Genomic DNA, 19493 nt, shown 5'->3' with positions numbered 1-19493 from the left:
ATGGACAGTATAGATGAGAGAGCCAGTACGGATTTCCGACGCCCGACCATACGTCTGACTATGCCCGAGGACGACCACGACCCCGAGAGCGTGCAGGAGAGCGCCCGCGAGCGACAGCACGAACGTGCGGAGACCGTCGAAGACATGCTCGGCGAGGCGGGTCAGATGCTCGGCGAGCACAAGTATCCGACGACGAGCGAGGAACTCGCGGCGGAGTACGGCGACCAGCGACTCGACCTTCCGAACGAGACGGAGACGCTGGGGAGTGTTTTCGACCGCCTCGTCGACGAGCGATTCGAATCGGCGGACGAAGCACGCGAAGCGGTTTATAATGAGGTTACAGGTGAGGCGAGTGGGATGGAGGAGTACAACGACGAGCGAGCGTTAGGGGAGATGGACGAGACGGAACGCGACGACGAATCGAACACGAACTGGCAGTAACTGTGGGGGACAGTTCCAGTTGAAACAGGGGGGTATGAAGAATCACTAGATTTCTACGGCGACACACATCGAACGACGAATCGCATCAGGATTCGGCGTCTGGCCTTGGAATTACTCCCGTTCGTTCGCGTCTCGGCGCGAACGACGCGTTCGAAGCTTCCGAAGGGGAAAAATCCCGCTTTCTCCCCGGACTGATCTTTGATGACGACGCCGTTCTCTGTTTCACTGAACCCATGGCAGGTTGCGAGCGTACCGTTCTCGTTTCCGACGACATGGAGTTTCGACATCGCACTTCAAACCAGGGCTTCCAGGATAAAAAATCGGGGCGACTAGTCAGTTATTTAGACTGTTCGATCTGTGGTCTGTAAATTCAAACGGAGAGGAATAGTCCCACACGGATTCGAACCGCGGTCGTTGCCCCCAGAAGGCAACAGGATTGGCCACTACCCCATGGGACTGCTTACTGCAGAATACCGTACCGGCCGCTTGCTTGTAAGCGTTGCGCGTTCGGCGTCCGTATGTTACTGTGACACACCCCGTAACCATGCACAAACCAGCACCTATTTCCGCTCTTATTGCACACGGTCGTGTATGTACGTCGGACGCTTCATCGTTATCGGTCCGGAGGTGGGCGCGTATCGCGTCTCCTCACGCTCGTTCCCGAATCGCAAGGCAGTCGCTCGCGACGACACGGTGACCATCACCCCGACCGAGAACGCGCCGGAGACGGACAACCCCTACATCGCCTACAACTGCGCCCGGATCGCTGGCGACACCGCCGTCATCGGCAACGGCTCGCAGGTCGACCCCATCGCCGAGAAGCTCGAACTCGGCTACCCCGCACGGGATGCCCTCGCCGAGAGCTTGCTCGCGCTGGACTACGAGAAAGACGACTACGACACGCCTCGAATCGCGGGCACGATTGGCGAGGAATCGTACATCGGCATCGTCCGCCGGGACGCCCTGCTGGTCGAGCAGGTCACGGAACCGACGCTCGTGGCGACTTACGAGAAGGATGCCCCCGAATCGTTCGCGTTCAGGGTGACGAGCGGGAATGGGACAGTAAGTGCGGACGAGGCGGCGAGTGCGGCCTACGACCTCGACTTCGAGCACCCTGTCTGTGCGGTCGGTGTCGCTGCCGATGCGGACGGAGATGGCGAGTTCGAATTCGCCGTCGAGAACGGGAATTAAGTCAGCGGCAGTCGTATCACCCTTCATGAAAGTCGGCGTCATCTCCGACGTCCACGCGAATCGTGTCGCACTCGACACCGTGCTCGACGATATGCCACCGGTCGATGCCCTCCTTTGTGCAGGCGACGTGGTCGGCTACAACCCATGGCCTGCCGAGTGCATCGATATCCTCCGCGACCGCGTGGATGCGAGCGTGATGGGAAACCACGACCGTGCGGTCGTCACGGGAACTGCATTCCGGTTCAACAACATGGCCAGCGCGGGCGTCGAGTACGCGCGCGACCAACTGAACGACCTCCAGCGTGAGTGGCTGGCGAACCGCCCCGACAGCACCACCGCCTGCGACGGGCGGGTGCGGATCGTCCACGGTCACCCGGACGACCCCGACCACTACACCTATCCGAAGGAGTTCGAACCGGGGTTGCTCGGCGACGCGGACGCACTCGTCATGGGTCACACCCACGTCCAACATCACGAGGTGTACGACGAAGGAATCGTCATGAATCCAGGGAGCGTCGGACAGCCCCGCGACAGCGACCCGCGCGCCGCGTATGCCATCCTCGATTTCGACGATTCGAGTGTCGAAGAGCACCGCGTGGAGTACGACATCGACATCGTGCAGGAGGCTGTGCGGAAGGCGGGATTACCCGAGAAGATCGGAACCCGGCTGAAAGATGGTCGGTAGAAGGCGGGTTGCTGGTTCGTTCTGGCAGTACATTTTAGTACAAATCAGTAGATTTCAGTACAATACGATCGTCGGCGGTTCTCTGGCGCTTTCGATGTGTTTCTCTGTACCTAGACCGCTCTCGAAGTAACGACCGATGTAGCAATGTCTCGGAAAGCCCTCGCAGGCTATGCTCGCCCTTTCAGTCACCAGGAAGAGGTTTGGACGGGCCGGGGCGCGTTCGTGTCGAATTGGTGTGGACGCTCTGCGGTTGGGTGGCCGTGCGCGCGCGAGGTCGTCGTGAACGAATGTGAACGACTGCTCGTCGAAGCTTGTCTCCGACGGTGGACTGAAAGGGCCCGAGCGTAGCGAGGCTAGCCCGGCAGGTCGAGCGACCGAGGGCTTTCAAAGACACCATCACTGCGGTGATTCGGTCGTCACAGCAAGAGCACTTCCGAGAACGTTCGAGAACACGACCACAGAGATACGCACCGCTACACCCCGACTGATTCGAAGAAAACAAACGATTCCGACGCTACTTGCCCCAGTCGCGGGTTACTCCGCTCGTTATTCGATCTTGCCGTACTGCTCTGTGAGTTTGTCGGCGGCCTCGCCGAGCTGTTCGCGTTCGAACTCGGTCAAGTCCCACTCGACGATCTCCTCGACGCCGTTCTTCCCGAGTTTGACCGGAACGCCGAGCGCCACGTCGTCGTGGCCGTACTCACCGTCGAGTTTGACGGAGCCGGGGACGACTTCGCCCGTGTCGCGCAGGACGGCTTCGACCATGTGGCCGACGCCCGTCGCCGGACCCCACTCGGTCGCGCCCTTCTTCTCGATGACGTTCATCGCGCTGGTCTTGAGCTCGCCGAGGATCTCCTCTTTCTCGTCGTCCGAGAACTCGGGGTCGGTGCCGTTCACGCGCACCTTCGAGAAGACCGGCACCTGCGCGTCACCGTGCTCGCCGAGGATGGTCGCCTCGACGTTCTGGACGGGCGCGTCGAACCGCTGGCTGAGGACGTAGCGGAACCGGGCGCTGTCGAGTCGGCCGCCGAAGCCGATAACTTTCTCCCGTGCGCGGTCACCCGTCTCGTAGAGGTGCCGGTTGAGCAGGTCGACCGGGTTCGACGTGGTGATGGTGACGAAGTCGTCGTTGTGCTCCGCGATAGACGAGCCGATGTCCTCCATGATGGGCGCGTTGTCGCCCGCGAGGTCGATGCGGGTCTGCCCCGGCTGACGCGGGATTCCGGCGGTGATGACGACCACGTCGGATCCGGCGGTGTCCTCGTAGGTGCCCTGTCGGACGACCGTGTTCGAGTCGTAGGCGGCCCCGTGGTTCACGTCCGCGGCCTGCCCGATGGTGTCGTCTTCTTTGTCCGGGATGTCCACGAAAACGAGTTCGTCTGCGATGCCACGCAGCGCGATGTTGTAGCCTGCGGCGGCCCCGACGGTACCTGCCGCGCCGACTACGCTAACTTTCGCCATATCACTCGAAAATCCCCCTGCGATTTGGTTAAATCCTCCGGAACCGCGTTTCGTCTCTCCACAGTCGGTGACTGTCACAATCGATAACTATCTAGTTCCACCTGAAATGAAGGGGTTCACGAGAGAGCGATGACGACCTCATTGCGGTCGCAGACGCGGAGAATCGAAACGCTTCAGGGTGCGACGCCGACCGTCAACAGGGTTCCCAACTCGCGGTAGCGTTCGACCATGGCCTCACGGCTGTCCCAGTCGTCGGTCGGGAACGCCGATTCGTCGGGGATCTCCGTGTCGCGGTCGGGGACGTTGTCCTGCTCGGCGACGTAGAATCCGGCGTCACGAAACGCGGCGCGGTACTCCGGCCCACTCCACCGGGTCATCTCCACCGAGATGTTCTCCTGCCACTCGTGGGAGTAGACGTTCTCCTCGTAGTAGTTCACCGCACAGAAGAAGGTGCCGCCGGGGCGGAGTACGCGCCGAAGTTCCCGGAGCGTCTCGTGTGGGTCGTTCGCGTAGTAGAACGCCTCCATCGTGAAGGCGTGGTCGATGCTATCATCTTCGAACGGAAGATGGTCGAAATCGCCGACGAGGAACGAGACGTTCGAGTCGTCGGTGTATCCTCGTGCATTCTGCGCCATCTCGGGTGACCCATCCAGTCCGTACACCCGTCCCGCATCGTCCGCATCGCGGAGTGCTCGCCCGGCGTATCCGCTTCCTGCACCCAGATCGAGAACGGTGTCGCCCGCCTCGACCGGCATCCGGCCGAGGACGTACTTCGCCGTGTGCCAGTGGCGCTCTTCCATGCCTTTGTCTCTGCCGTCTGCCGCCCAGTCGTCGAACTCCTCGCGTACGCTCATGCGTGACCGGACGAACGCCCGAGACAAAACGCTCTCGAAAGGCGTGGACGGCACGAGTGCTTTACATTCCCTCGGTGCCTCGTCGCGGGTATGGTCGGTTCGAAAAAGCGATTCGCCCTCGCCGACAGCGCCCAGCAGGTCGTCGGCGGGTTCCTCCTCGCCGGGCCGTTCGTCGTCACCGAAGAGGTCTGGCGACTGGCGACGAACATGTCTACAGTCCACGCACTGGTCACCGTCTGCATCGTCTTCGCTATCGGCTACGGCGCACTCTACAAGGCCGACCACGAACGCGACCCCGACCGGGAAGCCGAGGTTGCGGGCGTCCCCGCACGGTTCATCTCGCTGATGGGCGTCTCGTTCGGGTCGGTTGCCGTCCTCGCCGTCGTCTTCGCGGCACCCGAGACGTTCCTCGGTGACGGAATCCTCGACGGTGAGACCTCCAGGGCGGTGATGATGACGACGCTCAAGGCAATCAGCGTCGGTGCCATCTTCAGCGTCGTCGGTGCGGCCACTGCGGACAGCGTCTTCTGACCCGGATTCCCGTATATTTTAAGTCGATGCCACTGGTTACCGGACGATATGGATTATCGACTCGCCATCGAGAACACGCCGGAATCCGTCCCCGGTGGCACTGGTATCCTTCTCTTGCATCCGAGCACGGGAGAGACAGACCGAATCGACACCGACTTTCTGAAGACCGACACCGACCGATTTCTCGTCATCTCGACGCGGACGACGGCCCGCGAGGTGAAACAGAAACTCGACCACTACGACGTAGACGAGTCCAAAGCTGACATCCTCGATACGCTTTCCATCGAGCGCGGCTACTCCCGCCGGAGCACCGACGACGTCCACTACGTTTCCGCGCCCGACGACCTCGAAGGCATCCTCACGGTGACCGAGCGATTCCTCTCGCAAACCGACGGCAAACGACGCATCAGCTTCGACTCTATCACCGAGATGGCCTACTACGCCGACGAACAGCGCGTCTACGAGGCGATTCTGCAGGTGCTCGACCTGCTCGAAAAACACGACGCTGTCGGTCTGTTCCACCTCTCGAAGGGCGTCCACGACGAGGAGCAGATCGAGCGGTTCCTCGGCCTCTTCGACGCCGTCGTCGATCTGGACAGGGACGGTAACGTCGATAGCGATTTCTCGAAATCGGAGTAACTCGCACCCATCGGATCGGAGTTAACTCGCACCCGTCGGCGTTGTGTCCGCGCTAGCGCTGGAGCAGTGCGTCTACGATGGTTCTCGGTTCTGGCTCGCCGGAGTCTCTTCTCCTTTCTCTCCACCTGAAACGGTGCCCTTCTCAACGATATCTTACTCGGTTGTGCTATCTACCGACTCGTCTCTCGATGAAACCCTATGTGAGCCAATGCTTTTGCCAGCAGCACTCGTATCTTTCGTAAAATGGGCGAATCGAGCGACTATCGCGTCGCGGTCGCAGTAGCGAATCCAGATAACGCACCGCAGTTGACTCGCACTGCTGTAGACCTCGCGCGAGAACGAGACGGCGAAGTCCTCGTGTTCAGCGTCGTCATCACAGAACGCGAGTCGCCGTTCTCACTGTTCACCGACGAGGTCATCATCCGCGAATTCGGCGGCGAACAGCAGGAGATCCTCGACCGAGTGGTCGAAACCGCTCGCGGAACCGTTCCCGTCCGCGGGCAGTTGCTCGCCTCTCACGACATCGCCCGGGCGCTCACGGACGCCGTGGTCGAGTTCGACTGCGATACGCTGATCGTCGGGTGGCACGACCGCGAGCGACCGAGGGAGATCGTCCTCGGGAGCAACGTCGATCGTCTCGTCGCTCGTGCGCCGTGTGACCTGCTCGTGGAGAAGCTCGCCCCCGCAAACGGCGTGGATTCGATCCTCGTCCCGGTTGCAGAAGGGCCACACGCAGAACTCGCGGCAGACGTCGCGCGTGCCATCGCGGTAGCGAACGACGCCCGCATCCACCTGTTCCGTGTCGTCGAAGGGCCGCATCACGAAGCCGAGCATATATTTACGTCTCTAGCGGAACGAGTGAAACCTATGCCAGTCGAGACAGAGGTTCGAACCGGGAGCATAACCGACACCATCGTCGAGGAGGCGTCGGAACACGACGTGACCGTTCTCGGCTCGACTCGTCGTGGAATGCTCCGACGACAACTCGTCGGTACCGTGCCACAGGCAGTGGGCAGACAGGCAGACACGACAGTCATCATCACTCGTCGAGCAGTCGGCATCCGTCCCCGATTGAATCGGCTACTCCGGGAAACACTGTGACCACAGGAACTATTGTCGTCGTTTTCGTCGCCGTGTTAGCGAGCCTCTTCATGGCGTGGGCGCTCGGTGCGTCGAGCAACTCACCACCGTTCGCACCTGCGGTCGGCGCGAACGCGATTCCGACGATGCGCGCGGCGTTCTTCATCGGCGTGTTCGCCGCCCTCGGTGCCATCGCCCAGGGTGGAAGCATCTCCGAGACCGTCGGGACGGGACTGATAGACGGCGTCTCGATCACTCCACTGGGTGCCGCCGCAGGGCTGTTCACGTCGGCGATGTTCATCGCTATCGGTGTCTCGACAGGCTATCCCATCCCGGCGGCGTTCGCCACGACCGGGGCGATGGTCGGGGTCGGCTTGGCGCTCGGTGGCGACCCCGCAGTGGACACCTACCGCCGTATCGTCACGTTCTGGGTTGCGGTTCCGTTCGTCTCGGCGACCATCGCCTATACGACCGCTTCGCTCCTACGCAGCGACTCGATACCTGAGACGGTCGGCGTCCCCCTTCTCGGTGGATTCGTGGGATTCGTCCTGGCGAACGTCGACCTCGCCATCGTTCCCGGCCCGACCGGCCAGCAAACAGTCGCACGATACGTCTCACAGCAGGTCGGCGGGACACCGACGCTGTTCAGTGGGTACGACGTAGTGATGCTGGTGGTGAGTCTAGTCGCCGGAGCGGTGGTCTTCGCCGCGCTTCGGCGCTCGATGGAACGGTCGATGGAGGCGGGTATCAAACAGTTCCTCGTCGGACTCGGTGCCGTCGTCGCGTTCTCCAGCGGTGGGAGTCAGGTCGGTCTCGCAACCGGCCCGCTCGAACCCCTCTTCGGCACCTTCGACGTGCCCGACGTGACCCTGCTCCTCCTGGGTGGCACCGGTATCCTGCTCGGCGCGTGGATGGGGTCACCACGCCTCCTGCAAGCGGTTTCGCGCGAGTACTCGAAACTCGGGATGCGGCGGTCAATCGCCGCGCTCGTCCCCGGATTCCTCATCGCACAGGCGGCCATCGCGCTGGGTATCCCTATCTCGTTCAACAACATCATCATCTCCAGCGTCATCGGCAGCGGTCTCGTCGTCGGGTCTGGGGGTGTCTCCGGGCGAAAGATCGGGTTCACGCTCAGTGCGTGGCTCGTTTCGCTCGTCGGCGCTGGCACCATCGGCTACGGGATGTATTCCCTGTTGACGATGGTGACCGGCATCAGGTGAGTAGAGTCACCAATCAGATCGCTGCGAACCCAAGCATCCCGAGCACCCCGGAGAGCACGTCACCGTAGCCGAACGCGACGACAAGCCCGACGAACATCGGGACGATGAAGGGGATGCCGGGCGATACCCACATCTCGTCTTCGGTGACCAGCACGTCCAATCCGTCCCGTAATTTGCTCGGCGTCGTTCCATAGGCATCGTGGTCGATCTCTTCCAAGAATCGGGCTGCACCCCACGGGTCTTCGTAGCCCGACGACTCCGCTGTCGCATCCCTTCCGACGACTTTCCCCCCGTCAGTCATCGCTTCGTGAGATACTGCCCCATCGGTCGGCGGATTCGGGTTCTCTGGCAGAGTCACGGGGTCGCGCAGGTCGTGCGCTCGCTCGCGCAGGTCGGCTAGCGTGATACCCCGCCACCGAAGATACATCCGCACAGCATCCAGATCGACGCCGTTGCGGCTGGTTCCATCGGGTGTTTCGAGCAGTCGGCCGTGGGCCGTCGGAATCTTGTCCCACCGGACGATGTGGCCGACGAACATCACCGACGAACGTCGGCCAGCGAGCAGGTTCCGGGCGAACAATGCGGCGGGATAGAGCGCCCCGAGCAGTACCGTATTCGTCAGGATAGTGAGCGAGAACACGCCGAGAACGGTACCCTGCACGGGAAATAGCCAGTCTCCGAGATGGTAGACGGGATAGGTGGGGAACAGCACCGCGACGACGAGAAACGCTTTCGCGTCCGCACCACCGAACGCTCTGAACCACCAGAATGCGAGCACCAGCGGCGCGACGAATCCCAGGCTCACCGCGACACGGAAGAGGAACCATCGTTGTTCGAGCCCTCCGGTTTGCATCGCCGCGAGGCCGTCCCACGCCAGTAGGACGACTGCGAGGAGGGCCAGCGGGTACCACGTCTCGTTGGGGACGCGGCGCGTCTGGATATCGCGCCACGCAGCCCATCCGAAGACGGGGATGGCGAGAAGTCGCAGGAGGTCGGGAATCGAAGTATGCACCAAACGGGAGGCGTCGGTCAGAGATGTTAGGTGTTGCGGTCTTTCAGAAACGAAATGATACTGCTCCACCGATTATACTCGTCCGACAGATGATCCCGCGTTCATGAACGGACAGAATGCCGACTTCGTGAAGGTTCGGGCCAACACGACGGATTTGCCGTTTCGGGTTCTACGTCCAGACCGATTTCGGCGAGTTTCGGACGCTGTATCGCCACGACTTCCGCGAGACGGGCGATACGGCTGCTGCGCTGGCGGGGCCGAAGAAGTACGAGTTCGAAGCAAGTCTGTAGACTACCTCACCCTGATCCGATCTTCGGCAGTTGCTCCACGTACTGCTCGTTCTCGACACAGTCGAGGATGAAATCCGCAACGTCGGCGCGTGGAACGCCCTCGAATCCCGGTTCGACATCACCTGTCCGGTAGTCGCCGGTTCGCTCGCCCTTGGTCAGCCGCGGTGCCCGAACGACCGTCCAATCGAGATTCGACGCCCGGACGTGGTCGACGTGCATCTTCGCGTCTTCGAGTACGTCACCCGCCAGTAGTTTCAGTGCCGTCCCGATCACCCGGCTACTCAGCGATACCGAGTCGTTCTCCGTGCGGACGCCTGCGCCGACGAGCGTGACCAACCGAGAGACGCCTTCCGCCTGCATGGCTTCGATGATATCGTCCCCGGCGACCGTCAGCAGGTCGTCCGGCCCGGAATCAGTCTGTCCGAGGACGCTGACGACCGCGTCCGTTCCGGCTATCGCCTCTCGCACACCTGCTCCCGTGTAGGCGTCCCCTTCGACGACGGTCAGCCGGTCGTGTTCGACGGTAAGTTTCGTCGGCGACCGAACGAAGGCGACGACTTCGTGACCAGCGACGAGCGCCTGCCGGACGAGAGGGATGCCTGTTCTTCCGGTCGCCCCGAACACGGTGATCTGCATGGCCGCTACTACGGAATCAGTTCACATATGTGTACCTTCGACGCAGAACAGAGCAGCCGGTAGCGCCACTTGAAATAACAGCTGGCCGACAAAACGAAAGCCCCAGAAAATCTTTCGGGGTTTAGATGACGCGGTTCTGCAGGTAGTCGAGGTGCTTTGCGTTGTAGACGATCCTGACCTCGTCGGTCGCCGCGCTACCGATGCAGGTCAGGCGGACGTTCTTGTCTTCGACTTCCTCGTCGCTGAGGATCTGCTGCATGTCCATGTCGATCTCGCCTTCTTTGAGGATGGCAGCACAGTTCGCACAGGCACCTGCGCGGCACGAGAAGGGCCAGTCGTAGCCCTGTGCCTCGGCGGCTTCGAGGATGTACTCGCCTTCGTTGACGTCGAGCGAGCCGAAGTCCTCGCCGTCCAGGCCAGCGTCGGAAGCCTTGTCGAACAGGTCGTCGTCGTTGATGTCCCAGCCCTGGTCGTCCAGTGCTTCGTAATTGAGGTATTCTACGGTAGGCATCACACGAGGCTTCGTCCGGGGGATGGTTAGTAGTTGTTGTTTCGCCCGCCCCAAGTGATAAACCGGGAACGATTGCTGGCGACGATCGCCGGGCGATTGCCAGCGACGACTGTCGAGCGATTACTGGCGACCATTCACGCGGGCGCCAGCGGGACGAACGAGAACAGCAGATACGATGCGATAGCGGAGATCGACGGGGTGAGAATCCAGAGGCCGACGACCCGCGCAGTCGTGGAGGGGTTGAACAGGTCGCTCGCCTGGAGCGTGTTCGGGTCTTCCTCCCCGATCTTCGCCACCTCGTCCTGTTCGGCGGTGAGGACGCTGACCGACATTCCGGGGCGTTCTTCTTCCTGATCTTCGTCACGCCCACGAACCGCTGCGGCGGCGGCGTCGGAGATACGAACGGTTCGCGTTGCTCGGCCCCATCCGAGTCCGACGATACACATCGTCGCACTCACAGCGAGACTCGCGGGAATCCCGATCGACGAGAGGAAGGTGATGAGACTCGCGCTGACGACTTCGACGATGAGCGCCGCGAGCAGTGGCAGGTCGGTCAGGTCGTTCCCGACCGTGTCGAGCGTTCGCCGGGCGATGGTGAACGCACCCAGTGCGATCGCCACGCCAGCGAGCAGGACGCCCTGACTTTCACCGACTGCGCCGCTTCCGACGAGTGGTGCGACCGCGTTCGCCACGTTCGACGCACCCGCCGAGAACGCCATGTAACAGGCGATACCGACCACGAGGATGGTCACGAAGAACTCTTTCGGCGTGGCGTTCGAGGAGATGGTCGGATACGGCACCGATCCGATGCGGTCGAACTCCACTAGTGACCCTTCCGATTGTTCGAGCTTGAACCACACGTCGAGGTAAGGGTAGAGGTAGCGCCCGATGACGGCACAGACCCAGAAGGCGAGAACCGGTGCGATGAGCCACCACGAGATGATCTCGAACATCACGTCCGTCTGCAGCTTGTCGGTTGCGACGCCTAATCCGGCGATGGCACCGACCGCCGTCATCGAGGTCGAGGCGGGCACGCCAAAGAGGTTCGAGATGAGCAAGGACAGGCCGACGAAAAAGAGGACGCCGACGCTGGCGGCGAGGGTGAACTGATCGCTGGGAACGATCTCACCGCCCATCGTCTTGATGACGTTTCGTCCGACGGTCCACCCGCCGAGGAGAGCGAACGCGGTCATCAAGCCTGCTGCGCCCAGTTTCGATACGGTTCCACTACCGACTGCAGGACCGAACGCGACACCGGTCGAGGAGCCGCCGATGTTGAATCCGACGAACACCGCGACTCCAAGACCGATTACCAGCAAGACATCGACCATACTGGTACATTTGGCTCATCATCTTAAACGGTAACGACTCGCTGGATTTACGCGCCCTCCGATGCAACCCGACGTATGTTCCCGACGTTCGAAGTCGTTCCCGCGGTCGATATGCAAGACGGCGAAGTCGTCCAGCTCGTGCAGGGTGAGAAGGGCACGGAGACGACATACGGCGACCCGGTCGATGCGGCCGAACAGTGGGTCGAACAGGGTGCAGAGACACTCCATCTCGTCGATCTTGACGGCGCGTTCGAGGGCGAACGAAAGAACGCTGACGCGGTCGAAGCCATCCTGGATGCGGTCGACATCGATGTCCAACTCGGCGGCGGCATCCGTACCGCCGAGGACGCCATCGACCTCCTCGAACGCGGCGTCGACCGCGTCATCCTCGGCACTGCTGCCATCGAGAACCCGGACATCGTCGCCGAGATCAGCGAGGAGTACCCCGGTTCGGTGATGGTAAGCCTCGACGCGAAAGACGGCGAAGTCCTCGTTTCAGGGTGGACGGAATCGACCGGTCTCGACCCGGCATCGGCGGCGACTCGGTACGAGGAACTCGGCGCTGGCGCGATACTCTTCACGGACGTCGATGTCGAAGGACAGATGGAGGGCGTCCAGACCGACCCCGTCCGACAGGTCGCCGACGCGGTCGAGATTCCCGTCGTGGCGAGTGGTGGTGTCGCAACCGTGGCTGACGTTCGCTCCCTCCGAGAAACAGGTGCTGCGGCAGTCGTCGTCGGGAGTGCTCTCTACCGGGGGGCATTCACCCTGACGGAAGCGCGGGAAGCGCTCGAATAGGATTCGATGAGGAGGGTTCTGTCAAATCTGGTCTAGCTGCGACTAGCGCGTCTGTTCGGCGAGTCGCCGGACGACGTTCGGTCGAGAACCGAGTCGCGGCTCTGCGAGCCAGTACGAACCGGCAGCGGCCATCGGCACACCGAGAACTGCACCGGGAACTGTCCCACACAGCAACAGTCCGATGACGACCGTCAGTCCGCTCAAGACGTCACGCTTCATTTCGAGTATTCATTGGAACCCAAAATAAATATAGTTACGTCAGACGCATGTCGGGCAAACCGAGTAGAACGGGTACTGAACGGAGATGTCTACTGGGAACAGAACCACCTTGTACTTGCGGACGAATATCCGACTATGAGCGACCGAACCGCCGCCGTGACACGCGAGACGGCGGAGACCACCATCGAAGTGACCCTCGACGTGGACGGCGACGGCGACTCCACCGTCGAGACTGGTATCGGCTTCTTCGACCACATGCTCGATAGCTTCGCTCGCCACGGCCTGTTCGACCTGACGGTACGGGCCGACGGCGACCTGCACATCGACGACCACCACACGGTCGAGGACGTGGCGATCACCCTCGGACAGGCGTTCGACGAAGCACTCGGCGACCGCCGGGCCATCCAGCGATTCGCCGACCGAAAAGTCCCGCTGGACGAGGCAGTCGCGGATATCGTCGTGGACGTGAGTGGCCGCCCCCTCTTCGAGTTCGAGGGCGAGTTCTCGCAGGGCAGGGTCGGCGACCTGACCAGCCACATGGCGAAACACTTCTGTCGCTCGCTGGCGATGAACGCCGGAATGACGCTTCATGCGAGCGTGACGGGGGAAAACGCGCACCACGAGATCGAGGCACTGTTCAAGGGGCTGGCGAGGGCGCTGGACGACGCGACGCAGATCGACGAGCGGCGGAGTGACGTTGCGAGCACGAAAGAATCGCTGTAGTAGTCGGTAGTACGATTTTCAGTTTTCATCCCGGAACTGAACTGCTGTCACTGTTAGTTGTGGAGTGCATACTCTCTAACAGAGGGCCGTCTAGTACCGAAGACCTTCGACGGTCGAACCCTTCTCGGGCTATTTTATCAGTTCCCAGACTTGAACGCTGTCACCATCCGTGAGTGGTTCCCCGTCGAATCCGCCCGAAACCGACCACTGCTCGAACGGGGAGAGACGTGCCAATAGCTCGACCTGCTGTGCCGGAAGATGTGAGAGGATGAATGTATCGCGGGCCACGACTTCGTCGTCTGAATCTAAGAGCTCTTGCTCCGCACAGTAGGTCTGTTCCACTTGATTCGCGATGGTCGTCTTGGCTCGCCCCATAAACTTCCGCCCCTCGGATTCGACTTCTCGAATTTCTTGCCACTCGCCGAAGGACTCAGCGATGACATCGTACCTGGGAACGTACACGTCGAACAAGAGTCGGCCACCGGGTTCGAGCACATCGTGAAAGGCCTCAAGAGCCTCGATCTGGTCATCGACCCCCCGAAGATTACAAAACGAGTTGTAGGGAACCAGAGCCAGCGTGTAGGCCCGATTTGCGCCGATCGACCGTAGATTGCCCTCCCAAACCGTCGGAGTCAAGTTTTCGGTAGTAGCCTTCTCCCGAAGGATATCAAGCATCTCGGGTGAGACATCGAACCCATCAGCATCGACATTTCGACGCAGAAGTTCGAGGTAGAGCCGTCCAGTTCCGCAAGCACCTTCCAGCACTGGCCCGCCTGCGTCGGTTGCCGCGTCGAGATAGAACGATTCGTCACCGATGTCACCATAATCGTGCGAAGCCTCGTAAAACACCGCTAACTCCGCCGAGAATCGATTTGTTTCGCTCATATCGGCTATCAACAAGTTTTCGTCAAAAAGACCATCGGATACACCTATGGATACATCCGCCGAAACAGGCCGGGATAATCCAAAACGAGTCCATCGGAATCGACGGGCAGTTCCGCGGTAAATCCACTGTCCAAACTCTCGTACCGGAACAGTCCGCCCGACGAACCAAGCGGTTCCAAACGAACGTATCGTTGCTCGACTGCTTCCACGGTCATCGCTGGCACGTCGAGATAGACGACCGAAATCTTCGCGCTCTCGCCGGACTCCCAGTCGAGTCGCCGGATCGGAAGCGCGTTCGTGAAGGGCGTCACCGCGATATCCACGTCGAAGCACCCAGTGAGTTCAGGGGCGGACTCTCCGTTTTTCGTCCAGTTCCCGTCGCCATCGTGTTCGAGTTCGATTCCGATACTCGCTCCGAGGCTGTCGATTTCGACCTTCTGAACTGCTTCCGATCCGGCGCACTCCACCCGATACCGAATTCGAAACGGTTCTGTTCCGCTATCTCTGTCTGCGATTCCGACGACGACCCCCTCCGCATGAAGGGGGTCGAACTCGACGGTGAGGTGTTCGGTGCCGATTCCGTCTATCGTCTCCCAGACGACATGTCGTTCCATGACCCATCCGTCGAAGTGACGGACGATAAATCGTCCCGCTAAACCCCACAGACTAAATTGTCCGGCGCGTCTACCTTCGACAAGGATGTTCGACAGAATCATGCAGAAGTTCGAGGGCAGTCCGAGCCAACAGCAGGTCATCCGACTGCTCCTCGAACGCGGTTTCTCGGTGAGCGACGAGGGACGCGTCGTCTCGGGCGGCATCGAAATCCCGAACACGCAGATCGCGCGTGAGATCGGGGTCGACCGCCGGGTGGTCGACTCGACCACGGACGCCATCCTGGAGGACGACGAACTGCGGCGCATCTTCCAGAACATCTCCTCGATCCCGAGTCTGATGGATCTGGCTCCCGTACTCGATCTGTCGGTGTTGACCATCGACGTGACCGACGCCGACCAGCCCGGCATCGTCGCCACTGTCACGACGCTGTTGGCGGACAACGACATCTCCATCCGCCAGACGGTGAGCGAAGACCCGGAGTTCACCGACGAACCACGCCTCTATCTCGTGACCGACGAGGACATCCCCGGCGACGTACTGAACGATCTGAAGAACCTCGAATTCGTCCGGAAGATCGAGTTGAGCTAACGTCCGCTTCGTTTCTCCACTATCGTCGCTACGCCGTGTAGATCATCTACTTCGTAGGTCGGGTCGACCGAGAGGGTCACGTCGCTACAGTGCGGTCGGCGGACGAACACCGAATCCAACCCTGCTCGATGGGCCGCGACTACGTCGCTTTCACTGTCGCCGACGTAGAGGGCTGATTCGGCCGTCAGGTCGGCGAGTGCGCGGTCGAGATAATGTGTATTCGGTTTCTTCAGCTGGAGGCTTTCGATGGTCTTCTCCCGGCCATAGTAGGTGTCGAACGACGGTCGCAGATCGAAGAAGTCCAACACGAACTCGATCGTGCTGTGGTGGTTGTTGCTCACGACACCACAGGTCTGGGACAGATTCGTGACAGCAGCGACGTCGTCGTAGCAGTCCCGAGTGCCTGCTCTGAATCTCTCCAGTTGGGAGTTCTCGTCGTGGCGTTCACGCGATTCCCAGAACACCTCCGCGTCGAGGTCGTAGACCGTGCAGATCTCGTGAAGTCCGTCGACGGTCACACCATTTACGACCGCATCGACGTGTCGTTGGCCGGGTGCGTCGACACCGACCTCCCGAAAGGCTGCTCGCGTGGCCTCGACTTGCGTTTCGTATGCAGGCGGATCGACTAGGACGCCGTCGTTGTCGAAGAGAACTGTATCGTACACAGTCACGTACCACCGATACTCGGGATCGCTAATTGATATTTTTGATTCGAAAGCTATCCGAAAACCGGATTCGAACGGAGCTACGTGGCGAAAATCCACGCCTTTTCGGTGTTCCCTCGCGAACCGATAGGCAATGGGCGACACGACGTACCGAACCGTGGCAGGACGAGGAGAGGCGGCGTTCGAAGTCCGCGGCTCGGAGTTCATCGGCTACGCGTCCCCCGCAGATTCGGTCGAGGCCGCGGAATCGTTCGTCGCCGAGATCGACGACCTCCACCCGAATGCGACCCACAACGTGCCCGCCTACCGGGTTCGGGCCGGTGATGGTGCGGATTCTGATGGCATCTTTCGAGAGTATTCGAGTGACGAGGGAGAGCCGTCCGGGAGCGCGGGAAAACCGGCGTTGAACGTCCTCCAGCAGCGCGAGGTAGAGAACGTAGTCGTCGTCGTCACGCGTTACTACGGCGGAACGAACCTCGGTGTCGGGGGACTGGTGCGGTCGTACTCCCGCGCAGTCAAAGAGGCGCTCGACGACGCAGGAATCGTCGAGGAGCGCCCCCACGAACGATTCGTCGTCGTAGTCGACTACGACGATTCGGGGACGGTTCGAGGTATCCTGGAAAGCGAGGGTGTCGAGTTCGAAGGTGAGTACGGCGAAGACGTGCAGTTTTCGGTTCGTGTGCCGGTCTCCGAGACCGACGCGCTGTGCGACCGCCTCCAGAGTGCGACGAGTGGTCGCGCCGAGATTCGAGAGACTGCGTGATTCATGAGATTCCGTGATCAGGCACCGTCTGAATCAAGAGATCGCCCGAACAACCGAGAAGACGCCGAACCCGACGCCCAACGCAATCGCGAGCGAGAGCACCCACGCGAGCACGGTGTAGCCCATCTTCTTCCCACTCACGCCACCGCCGCTGGCGGCGTAGCCGCTTCCGATGATGGCGCTGACGATGATCTCGTTGAACGAGACGGGGATGCCGAAGAAGACGGCGGCTTGCGCGATGGCGAACGCCGGAATGAGCGCGGAGATAGAGCGACGCGGGCCGAGTGCGGAGTAATCCTGTGCGAGCGCCTTTATCATCCGAGGAGCACCCGTCCACGACCCGGCGAGCAGGCCGAGTCCACCGCCGACCAACACCGCGACGAGCGGAATCGTGAAGTCGTCCAGGAGGGGAAGCAGTGGGCCGATGGCGAGACCGACCTGGCTGCCACCTGCCGAGAACGCGACGAGACCACCGAGTGCGAGCAGGAACCGACGCTGCCCACGAGTGGCGTCTAACGTGAGTTCTCTCCGGAGTGCGACCGCGACCGCGCTTGCGAGGACGAGTGATGTGAGGATGGCACCGGAATCGACGCCAGCGACCAGGGGCAGCGCGAGTTCGTTCGCAGACGCTTCCGAGATCGACGCACTCGCTCCCGGTGGGCCGAGGAAGACGAATCCGATGTTGGCGACGATGAGGCCGACGATACCACCGAGAAGTGGGATGGCGACATCTTCGGGCACGTCCTCGTGTCGAAGCGTGCGCGCGGTCACGTAAGCGATTCCACCACCGACGAAGGGAGTGAGTACCCAGAGCGAGACTATCTGCTGGTATTTCGCCCACGCCGGGTCGCCGCCGAGTGCCAATCCGACGCCGACGATCGCGCCAGTGACGGTGAACGCAGTTGCGATGGGGTATCCCGTGAAGACACCGATGGCGACCAGTATCGCTGCCGTAAGGAGGCCCGTCGTCGCAGCGAGCGGTGACAGTTGGACGCCGATGATCAACTCCCGTCCGACCGCTTCGGAGACGTTCGCACCCTGCAATGCCGCGCCCAGAAACCCGAGGATACCGACGAGGAAACCGGCCCGCATCACCGAAAGGGCGTTCGCTCCGACCGCCGGAGCGAAGGGGGTCGAACCACTCGACCCTGCACCGATGGCCCACGCCATGAAGAGACTCGCCATTCCGGCGATAACCACCGTCACCAACCCAGCCATGTCTGTCAGTTTTTTCCTCTCATGCCAATAGTGTACCGACTACCGTCCGAAAACTCAGTTCGTGTTCGCCTGCGGGCCGCCGCCTTCTTTCGGTGGTTCGACGCCCTCTGCGGCTTCGACGATGTCGGTGTGTTTCTCGGTGTCGATGTGCCAGCGGTCGAACTCGTCCTCGTAGGAGGCGAGTAACTCGGAGACGCGGTCTTTGAGTTCGTCGTCATTGACGTTCACCTCGAAGATGAATCCCTCTTCGCCGTCTTCCATCCGACTCGTCTGCTGGATGTTCGCGCTGATGAGGTCGTTGTCGAAGTAGTACGGCGCGAGTTGAGTCATCACCTTCTGGTAGACGGTGTCCTCGACCTTGCGGATGGCCTTTCGGCTGGCCGAATCGGCGGCGCGGGCCACGTAGTTCACCGAGTCCTGCCACCTGTCCATCGCACCTTCGGTGTCGTCTTCTTCGAGTTTCTCGTACGATTCGGTCAGCTTCTCGCCCGCCGTCTTGAGGTCGTCGTCCGGGGATTCCCCTGCCTGTTCGCCTTTGCCTTCGCCGACGTGTGCCTGCTCAGCGGTCTTCTCGGCGACGTCCTCACCGAGCCGTTCGTGAGATTTCGGTCGCCACTCTTCCCACTCTTCGAGTGCCTCACCCGACGCACCGGCATCTCGGAGGGCGCGTGTGATTCGCTCGCCGTGCTCGACGATATCTCCCCAGCTACCGCGGAGCTTGAAGCCAGAGATACTCTCTTCCATTTGGTCGATGGGTCGTATGTCGCGCAGGGGTTTACCTCTTACTGCTCCCCTGATTTTCGCATTTTCACGGTCTGTAAGCGGTATTCTAGCGTTTCTAGCGATCTAAGCCGTTATCGTAAATTTCCGTACACAACTCGCTCGGCAAACGAATCCAGGCGGCGCTTCGCTTTGCCGAGCAACTCCGCGTGTCTGTTGACTGCCTGCATCTCCGACTCCGACACCTCGATTCGCTCGTCGCCGTACACGTCACGCGGGTCGCCGTCCGACGTGGCATCGACTACCGACGATAGCCCACATCGACCACACGCTTCCGTTCGCTTACCACCCATAGCCTCTGCTACGGAGGCATCCGTGTTATGCGTTATCCCCGGACACTTAGTGTCGTCCCCGACC

General features: G+C 61.2%; 26 protein-coding genes and 1 tRNA gene. 12 read left to right on the top strand and 15 right to left on the bottom strand.

Translation table 11 applies throughout. The features are described 5' to 3' along the window. Positions 1 to 60: 60 nt before the first annotated feature. Entirely contained in the window at positions 61 to 441 is a 381-nt protein-coding gene (locus tag ACR3FE_RS12120) for a DUF5789 family protein (RefSeq protein ID WP_458207389.1), read from the top strand. A 53-nt stretch (positions 442 to 494) separates the two neighbouring features. Here ACR3FE_RS12120 and ACR3FE_RS12115 read toward each other — a convergent pair whose 3' ends face one another. Further along, positions 495 to 728 (bottom strand): hypothetical protein, encoded by a 234-nt coding sequence (locus tag ACR3FE_RS12115; protein ID WP_458207388.1) that lies wholly within the window; start codon positions 726 to 728, stop codon positions 495 to 497. A 98-nt stretch (positions 729 to 826) separates the two neighbouring features. Beyond that, positions 827 to 899: transfer RNA gene (locus tag ACR3FE_RS12110), tRNA-Gln, on the bottom strand. Positions 900 to 1032: 133 nt separating this feature from the next. Between ACR3FE_RS12110 and ACR3FE_RS12105 the strand changes: the two genes are divergently transcribed. Both ACR3FE_RS12105 and ACR3FE_RS12100 read left to right on the top strand, forming a co-directional pair. Next, positions 1033 to 1632 carry an IMP cyclohydrolase gene (locus ACR3FE_RS12105; protein ID WP_458207387.1) on the top strand — a complete coding sequence of 200 codons (600 nt, stop codon included), beginning with the start codon at positions 1033 to 1035 and terminating at the stop codon, positions 1630 to 1632. Between the two features lie 25 nt (positions 1633 to 1657). Beyond that, positions 1658 to 2317 (top strand): metallophosphoesterase family protein, encoded by a 660-nt coding sequence (locus tag ACR3FE_RS12100; RefSeq protein WP_458207386.1) that lies wholly within the window; start codon positions 1658 to 1660, stop codon positions 2315 to 2317. Positions 2318 to 2863: 546 nt separating this feature from the next. Here the strand turns inward: ACR3FE_RS12100 and mdh are convergent. Further along, positions 2864 to 3778: a malate dehydrogenase gene (mdh, locus tag ACR3FE_RS12095; protein ID WP_458207385.1), complete on the bottom strand. Its 915-nt coding sequence runs from the start codon at positions 3776 to 3778 to the stop codon at positions 2864 to 2866. A gap of 173 nt (positions 3779 to 3951) precedes the next feature. After that, a complete protein-coding gene (locus ACR3FE_RS12090; RefSeq protein WP_458207384.1) occupies positions 3952 to 4632 on the bottom strand; it encodes a class I SAM-dependent methyltransferase in 681 nt (226 codons plus the stop codon). Between the two features lie 90 nt (positions 4633 to 4722). Between ACR3FE_RS12090 and ACR3FE_RS12085 the strand changes: the two genes are divergently transcribed. From ACR3FE_RS12085 to ACR3FE_RS12070, 4 genes are all read left to right on the top strand, one after another. Beyond that, a complete protein-coding gene (locus tag ACR3FE_RS12085; RefSeq protein ID WP_458207383.1) occupies positions 4723 to 5163 on the top strand; it encodes a DUF2391 family protein in 441 nt (146 codons plus the stop codon). Between the two features lie 48 nt (positions 5164 to 5211). Continuing rightward, positions 5212 to 5802, top strand: a complete 591-nt coding sequence (locus tag ACR3FE_RS12080) for a DUF7090 family protein (protein ID WP_458207382.1) — start codon at positions 5212 to 5214, stop codon at positions 5800 to 5802. A 243-nt stretch (positions 5803 to 6045) separates the two neighbouring features. Beyond that, the gene (locus ACR3FE_RS12075) at positions 6046 to 6903 is read left to right on the top strand and encodes a universal stress protein (protein WP_458207381.1); all 858 of its coding nucleotides are present in this window, start codon (positions 6046 to 6048) and stop codon (positions 6901 to 6903) included. Positions 6904 to 6953: 50 nt separating this feature from the next. Further along, positions 6954 to 8102 carry an inorganic phosphate transporter gene (locus ACR3FE_RS12070; RefSeq protein ID WP_458207556.1) on the top strand — a complete coding sequence of 383 codons (1149 nt, stop codon included), beginning with the start codon at positions 6954 to 6956 and terminating at the stop codon, positions 8100 to 8102. A 13-nt stretch (positions 8103 to 8115) separates the two neighbouring features. Here the strand turns inward: ACR3FE_RS12070 and ACR3FE_RS12065 are convergent, their stop codons facing one another. After that, positions 8116 to 9114 (bottom strand): prepilin peptidase, encoded by a 999-nt coding sequence (locus tag ACR3FE_RS12065; RefSeq protein ID WP_458207380.1) that lies wholly within the window; start codon positions 9112 to 9114, stop codon positions 8116 to 8118. Between the two features lie 152 nt (positions 9115 to 9266). Here ACR3FE_RS12065 and ACR3FE_RS12060 point away from each other — a divergent pair, with 152 nt between their 5' ends. Then, positions 9267 to 9404, top strand: a complete 138-nt coding sequence (locus tag ACR3FE_RS12060) for a DUF3238 domain-containing protein (RefSeq protein WP_458207555.1) — start codon at positions 9267 to 9269, stop codon at positions 9402 to 9404. 6 nt (positions 9405 to 9410) lie between these two features. Here the strand turns inward: ACR3FE_RS12060 and ACR3FE_RS12055 are convergent, their stop codons facing one another. The 3 genes from ACR3FE_RS12055 to ACR3FE_RS12045 all read right to left on the bottom strand — a co-directional run bounded on the left by ACR3FE_RS12055 (position 9411) and on the right by ACR3FE_RS12045 (position 11882). After that, a complete protein-coding gene (locus ACR3FE_RS12055; RefSeq protein ID WP_458207379.1) occupies positions 9411 to 10040 on the bottom strand; it encodes an NAD(P)-dependent oxidoreductase in 630 nt (209 codons plus the stop codon). Between the two features lie 121 nt (positions 10041 to 10161). Continuing rightward, on the bottom strand, positions 10162 to 10551 hold the full coding sequence (fer, locus tag ACR3FE_RS12050) for a ferredoxin Fer (protein ID WP_458207378.1): 390 nt from the start codon (positions 10549 to 10551) through the stop codon (positions 10162 to 10164). Positions 10552 to 10685: 134 nt separating this feature from the next. After that, on the bottom strand, positions 10686 to 11882 hold the full coding sequence (locus ACR3FE_RS12045; RefSeq protein WP_458207377.1) for an inorganic phosphate transporter: 1197 nt from the start codon (positions 11880 to 11882) through the stop codon (positions 10686 to 10688). A 75-nt stretch (positions 11883 to 11957) separates the two neighbouring features. Here ACR3FE_RS12045 and hisA point away from each other — a divergent pair, with 75 nt between their 5' ends. Next, on the top strand, positions 11958 to 12680 hold the full coding sequence (gene hisA, locus ACR3FE_RS12040) for a 1-(5-phosphoribosyl)-5-[(5-phosphoribosylamino)methylideneamino]imidazole-4-carboxamide isomerase (RefSeq protein WP_458207376.1): 723 nt from the start codon (positions 11958 to 11960) through the stop codon (positions 12678 to 12680). 42 nt (positions 12681 to 12722) lie between these two features. On the opposite strand, the gene ACR3FE_RS12035 is transcribed toward hisA, so the two are convergent. Then, on the bottom strand, positions 12723 to 12899 hold the full coding sequence (locus tag ACR3FE_RS12035; RefSeq protein WP_458207375.1) for a hypothetical protein: 177 nt from the start codon (positions 12897 to 12899) through the stop codon (positions 12723 to 12725). 135 nt (positions 12900 to 13034) lie between these two features. Here ACR3FE_RS12035 and hisB point away from each other — a divergent pair, with 135 nt between their 5' ends. Further along, positions 13035 to 13622, top strand: a complete 588-nt coding sequence (hisB, locus tag ACR3FE_RS12030) for an imidazoleglycerol-phosphate dehydratase HisB (protein ID WP_458207374.1) — start codon at positions 13035 to 13037, stop codon at positions 13620 to 13622. Positions 13623 to 13751: 129 nt separating this feature from the next. Here hisB and ACR3FE_RS12025 read toward each other — a convergent pair whose 3' ends face one another. Continuing rightward, positions 13752 to 14507: a class I SAM-dependent methyltransferase gene (locus ACR3FE_RS12025; RefSeq protein ID WP_458207373.1), complete on the bottom strand. Its 756-nt coding sequence runs from the start codon at positions 14505 to 14507 to the stop codon at positions 13752 to 13754. A gap of 44 nt (positions 14508 to 14551) precedes the next feature. Continuing rightward, positions 14552 to 15121: a putative glycolipid-binding domain-containing protein gene (locus tag ACR3FE_RS12020; RefSeq protein WP_458207372.1), complete on the bottom strand. Its 570-nt coding sequence runs from the start codon at positions 15119 to 15121 to the stop codon at positions 14552 to 14554. Positions 15122 to 15206: 85 nt separating this feature from the next. Here ACR3FE_RS12020 and ACR3FE_RS12015 point away from each other — a divergent pair, with 85 nt between their 5' ends. After that, positions 15207 to 15710, top strand: a complete 504-nt coding sequence (locus ACR3FE_RS12015) for an ACT domain-containing protein (RefSeq protein WP_458207371.1) — start codon at positions 15207 to 15209, stop codon at positions 15708 to 15710. On the opposite strand, the gene ACR3FE_RS12010 is transcribed toward ACR3FE_RS12015, so the two are convergent. Further along, positions 15707 to 16381 carry an HAD family hydrolase gene (locus ACR3FE_RS12010; RefSeq protein WP_458207370.1) on the bottom strand — a complete coding sequence of 225 codons (675 nt, stop codon included), beginning with the start codon at positions 16379 to 16381 and terminating at the stop codon, positions 15707 to 15709. The two genes, ACR3FE_RS12015 and ACR3FE_RS12010, sit on opposite strands and share 4 nt — an antisense overlap. A 127-nt stretch (positions 16382 to 16508) precedes the next feature. Here ACR3FE_RS12010 and ACR3FE_RS12005 point away from each other — a divergent pair, with 127 nt between their 5' ends. Continuing rightward, on the top strand, positions 16509 to 17138 hold the full coding sequence (locus ACR3FE_RS12005; protein ID WP_458207369.1) for an IMPACT family protein: 630 nt from the start codon (positions 16509 to 16511) through the stop codon (positions 17136 to 17138). 33 nt (positions 17139 to 17171) lie between these two features. Here ACR3FE_RS12005 and ACR3FE_RS12000 read toward each other — a convergent pair whose 3' ends face one another. The 3 genes from ACR3FE_RS12000 to ACR3FE_RS11990 all read right to left on the bottom strand — a co-directional run bounded on the left by ACR3FE_RS12000 (position 17172) and on the right by ACR3FE_RS11990 (position 19429). Then, positions 17172 to 18356 (bottom strand): inorganic phosphate transporter, encoded by a 1185-nt coding sequence (locus ACR3FE_RS12000; protein ID WP_458207368.1) that lies wholly within the window; start codon positions 18354 to 18356, stop codon positions 17172 to 17174. A gap of 54 nt (positions 18357 to 18410) precedes the next feature. After that, complete coding sequence (locus ACR3FE_RS11995; protein WP_458207367.1) at positions 18411 to 19100, bottom strand: DUF5828 family protein; 690 nt, start codon at positions 19098 to 19100, stop codon at positions 18411 to 18413. 110 nt (positions 19101 to 19210) lie between these two features. Continuing rightward, the gene (locus ACR3FE_RS11990) at positions 19211 to 19429 is read right to left on the bottom strand and encodes a DUF8007 family protein (RefSeq protein WP_458207366.1); all 219 of its coding nucleotides are present in this window, start codon (positions 19427 to 19429) and stop codon (positions 19211 to 19213) included. Positions 19430 to 19493 lie beyond the last annotated feature (64 nt).

The organism is Haladaptatus rarus, from assembly GCF_054177585.1.
This window is presented reverse-complemented; position numbering and strand designations above follow the sequence as displayed.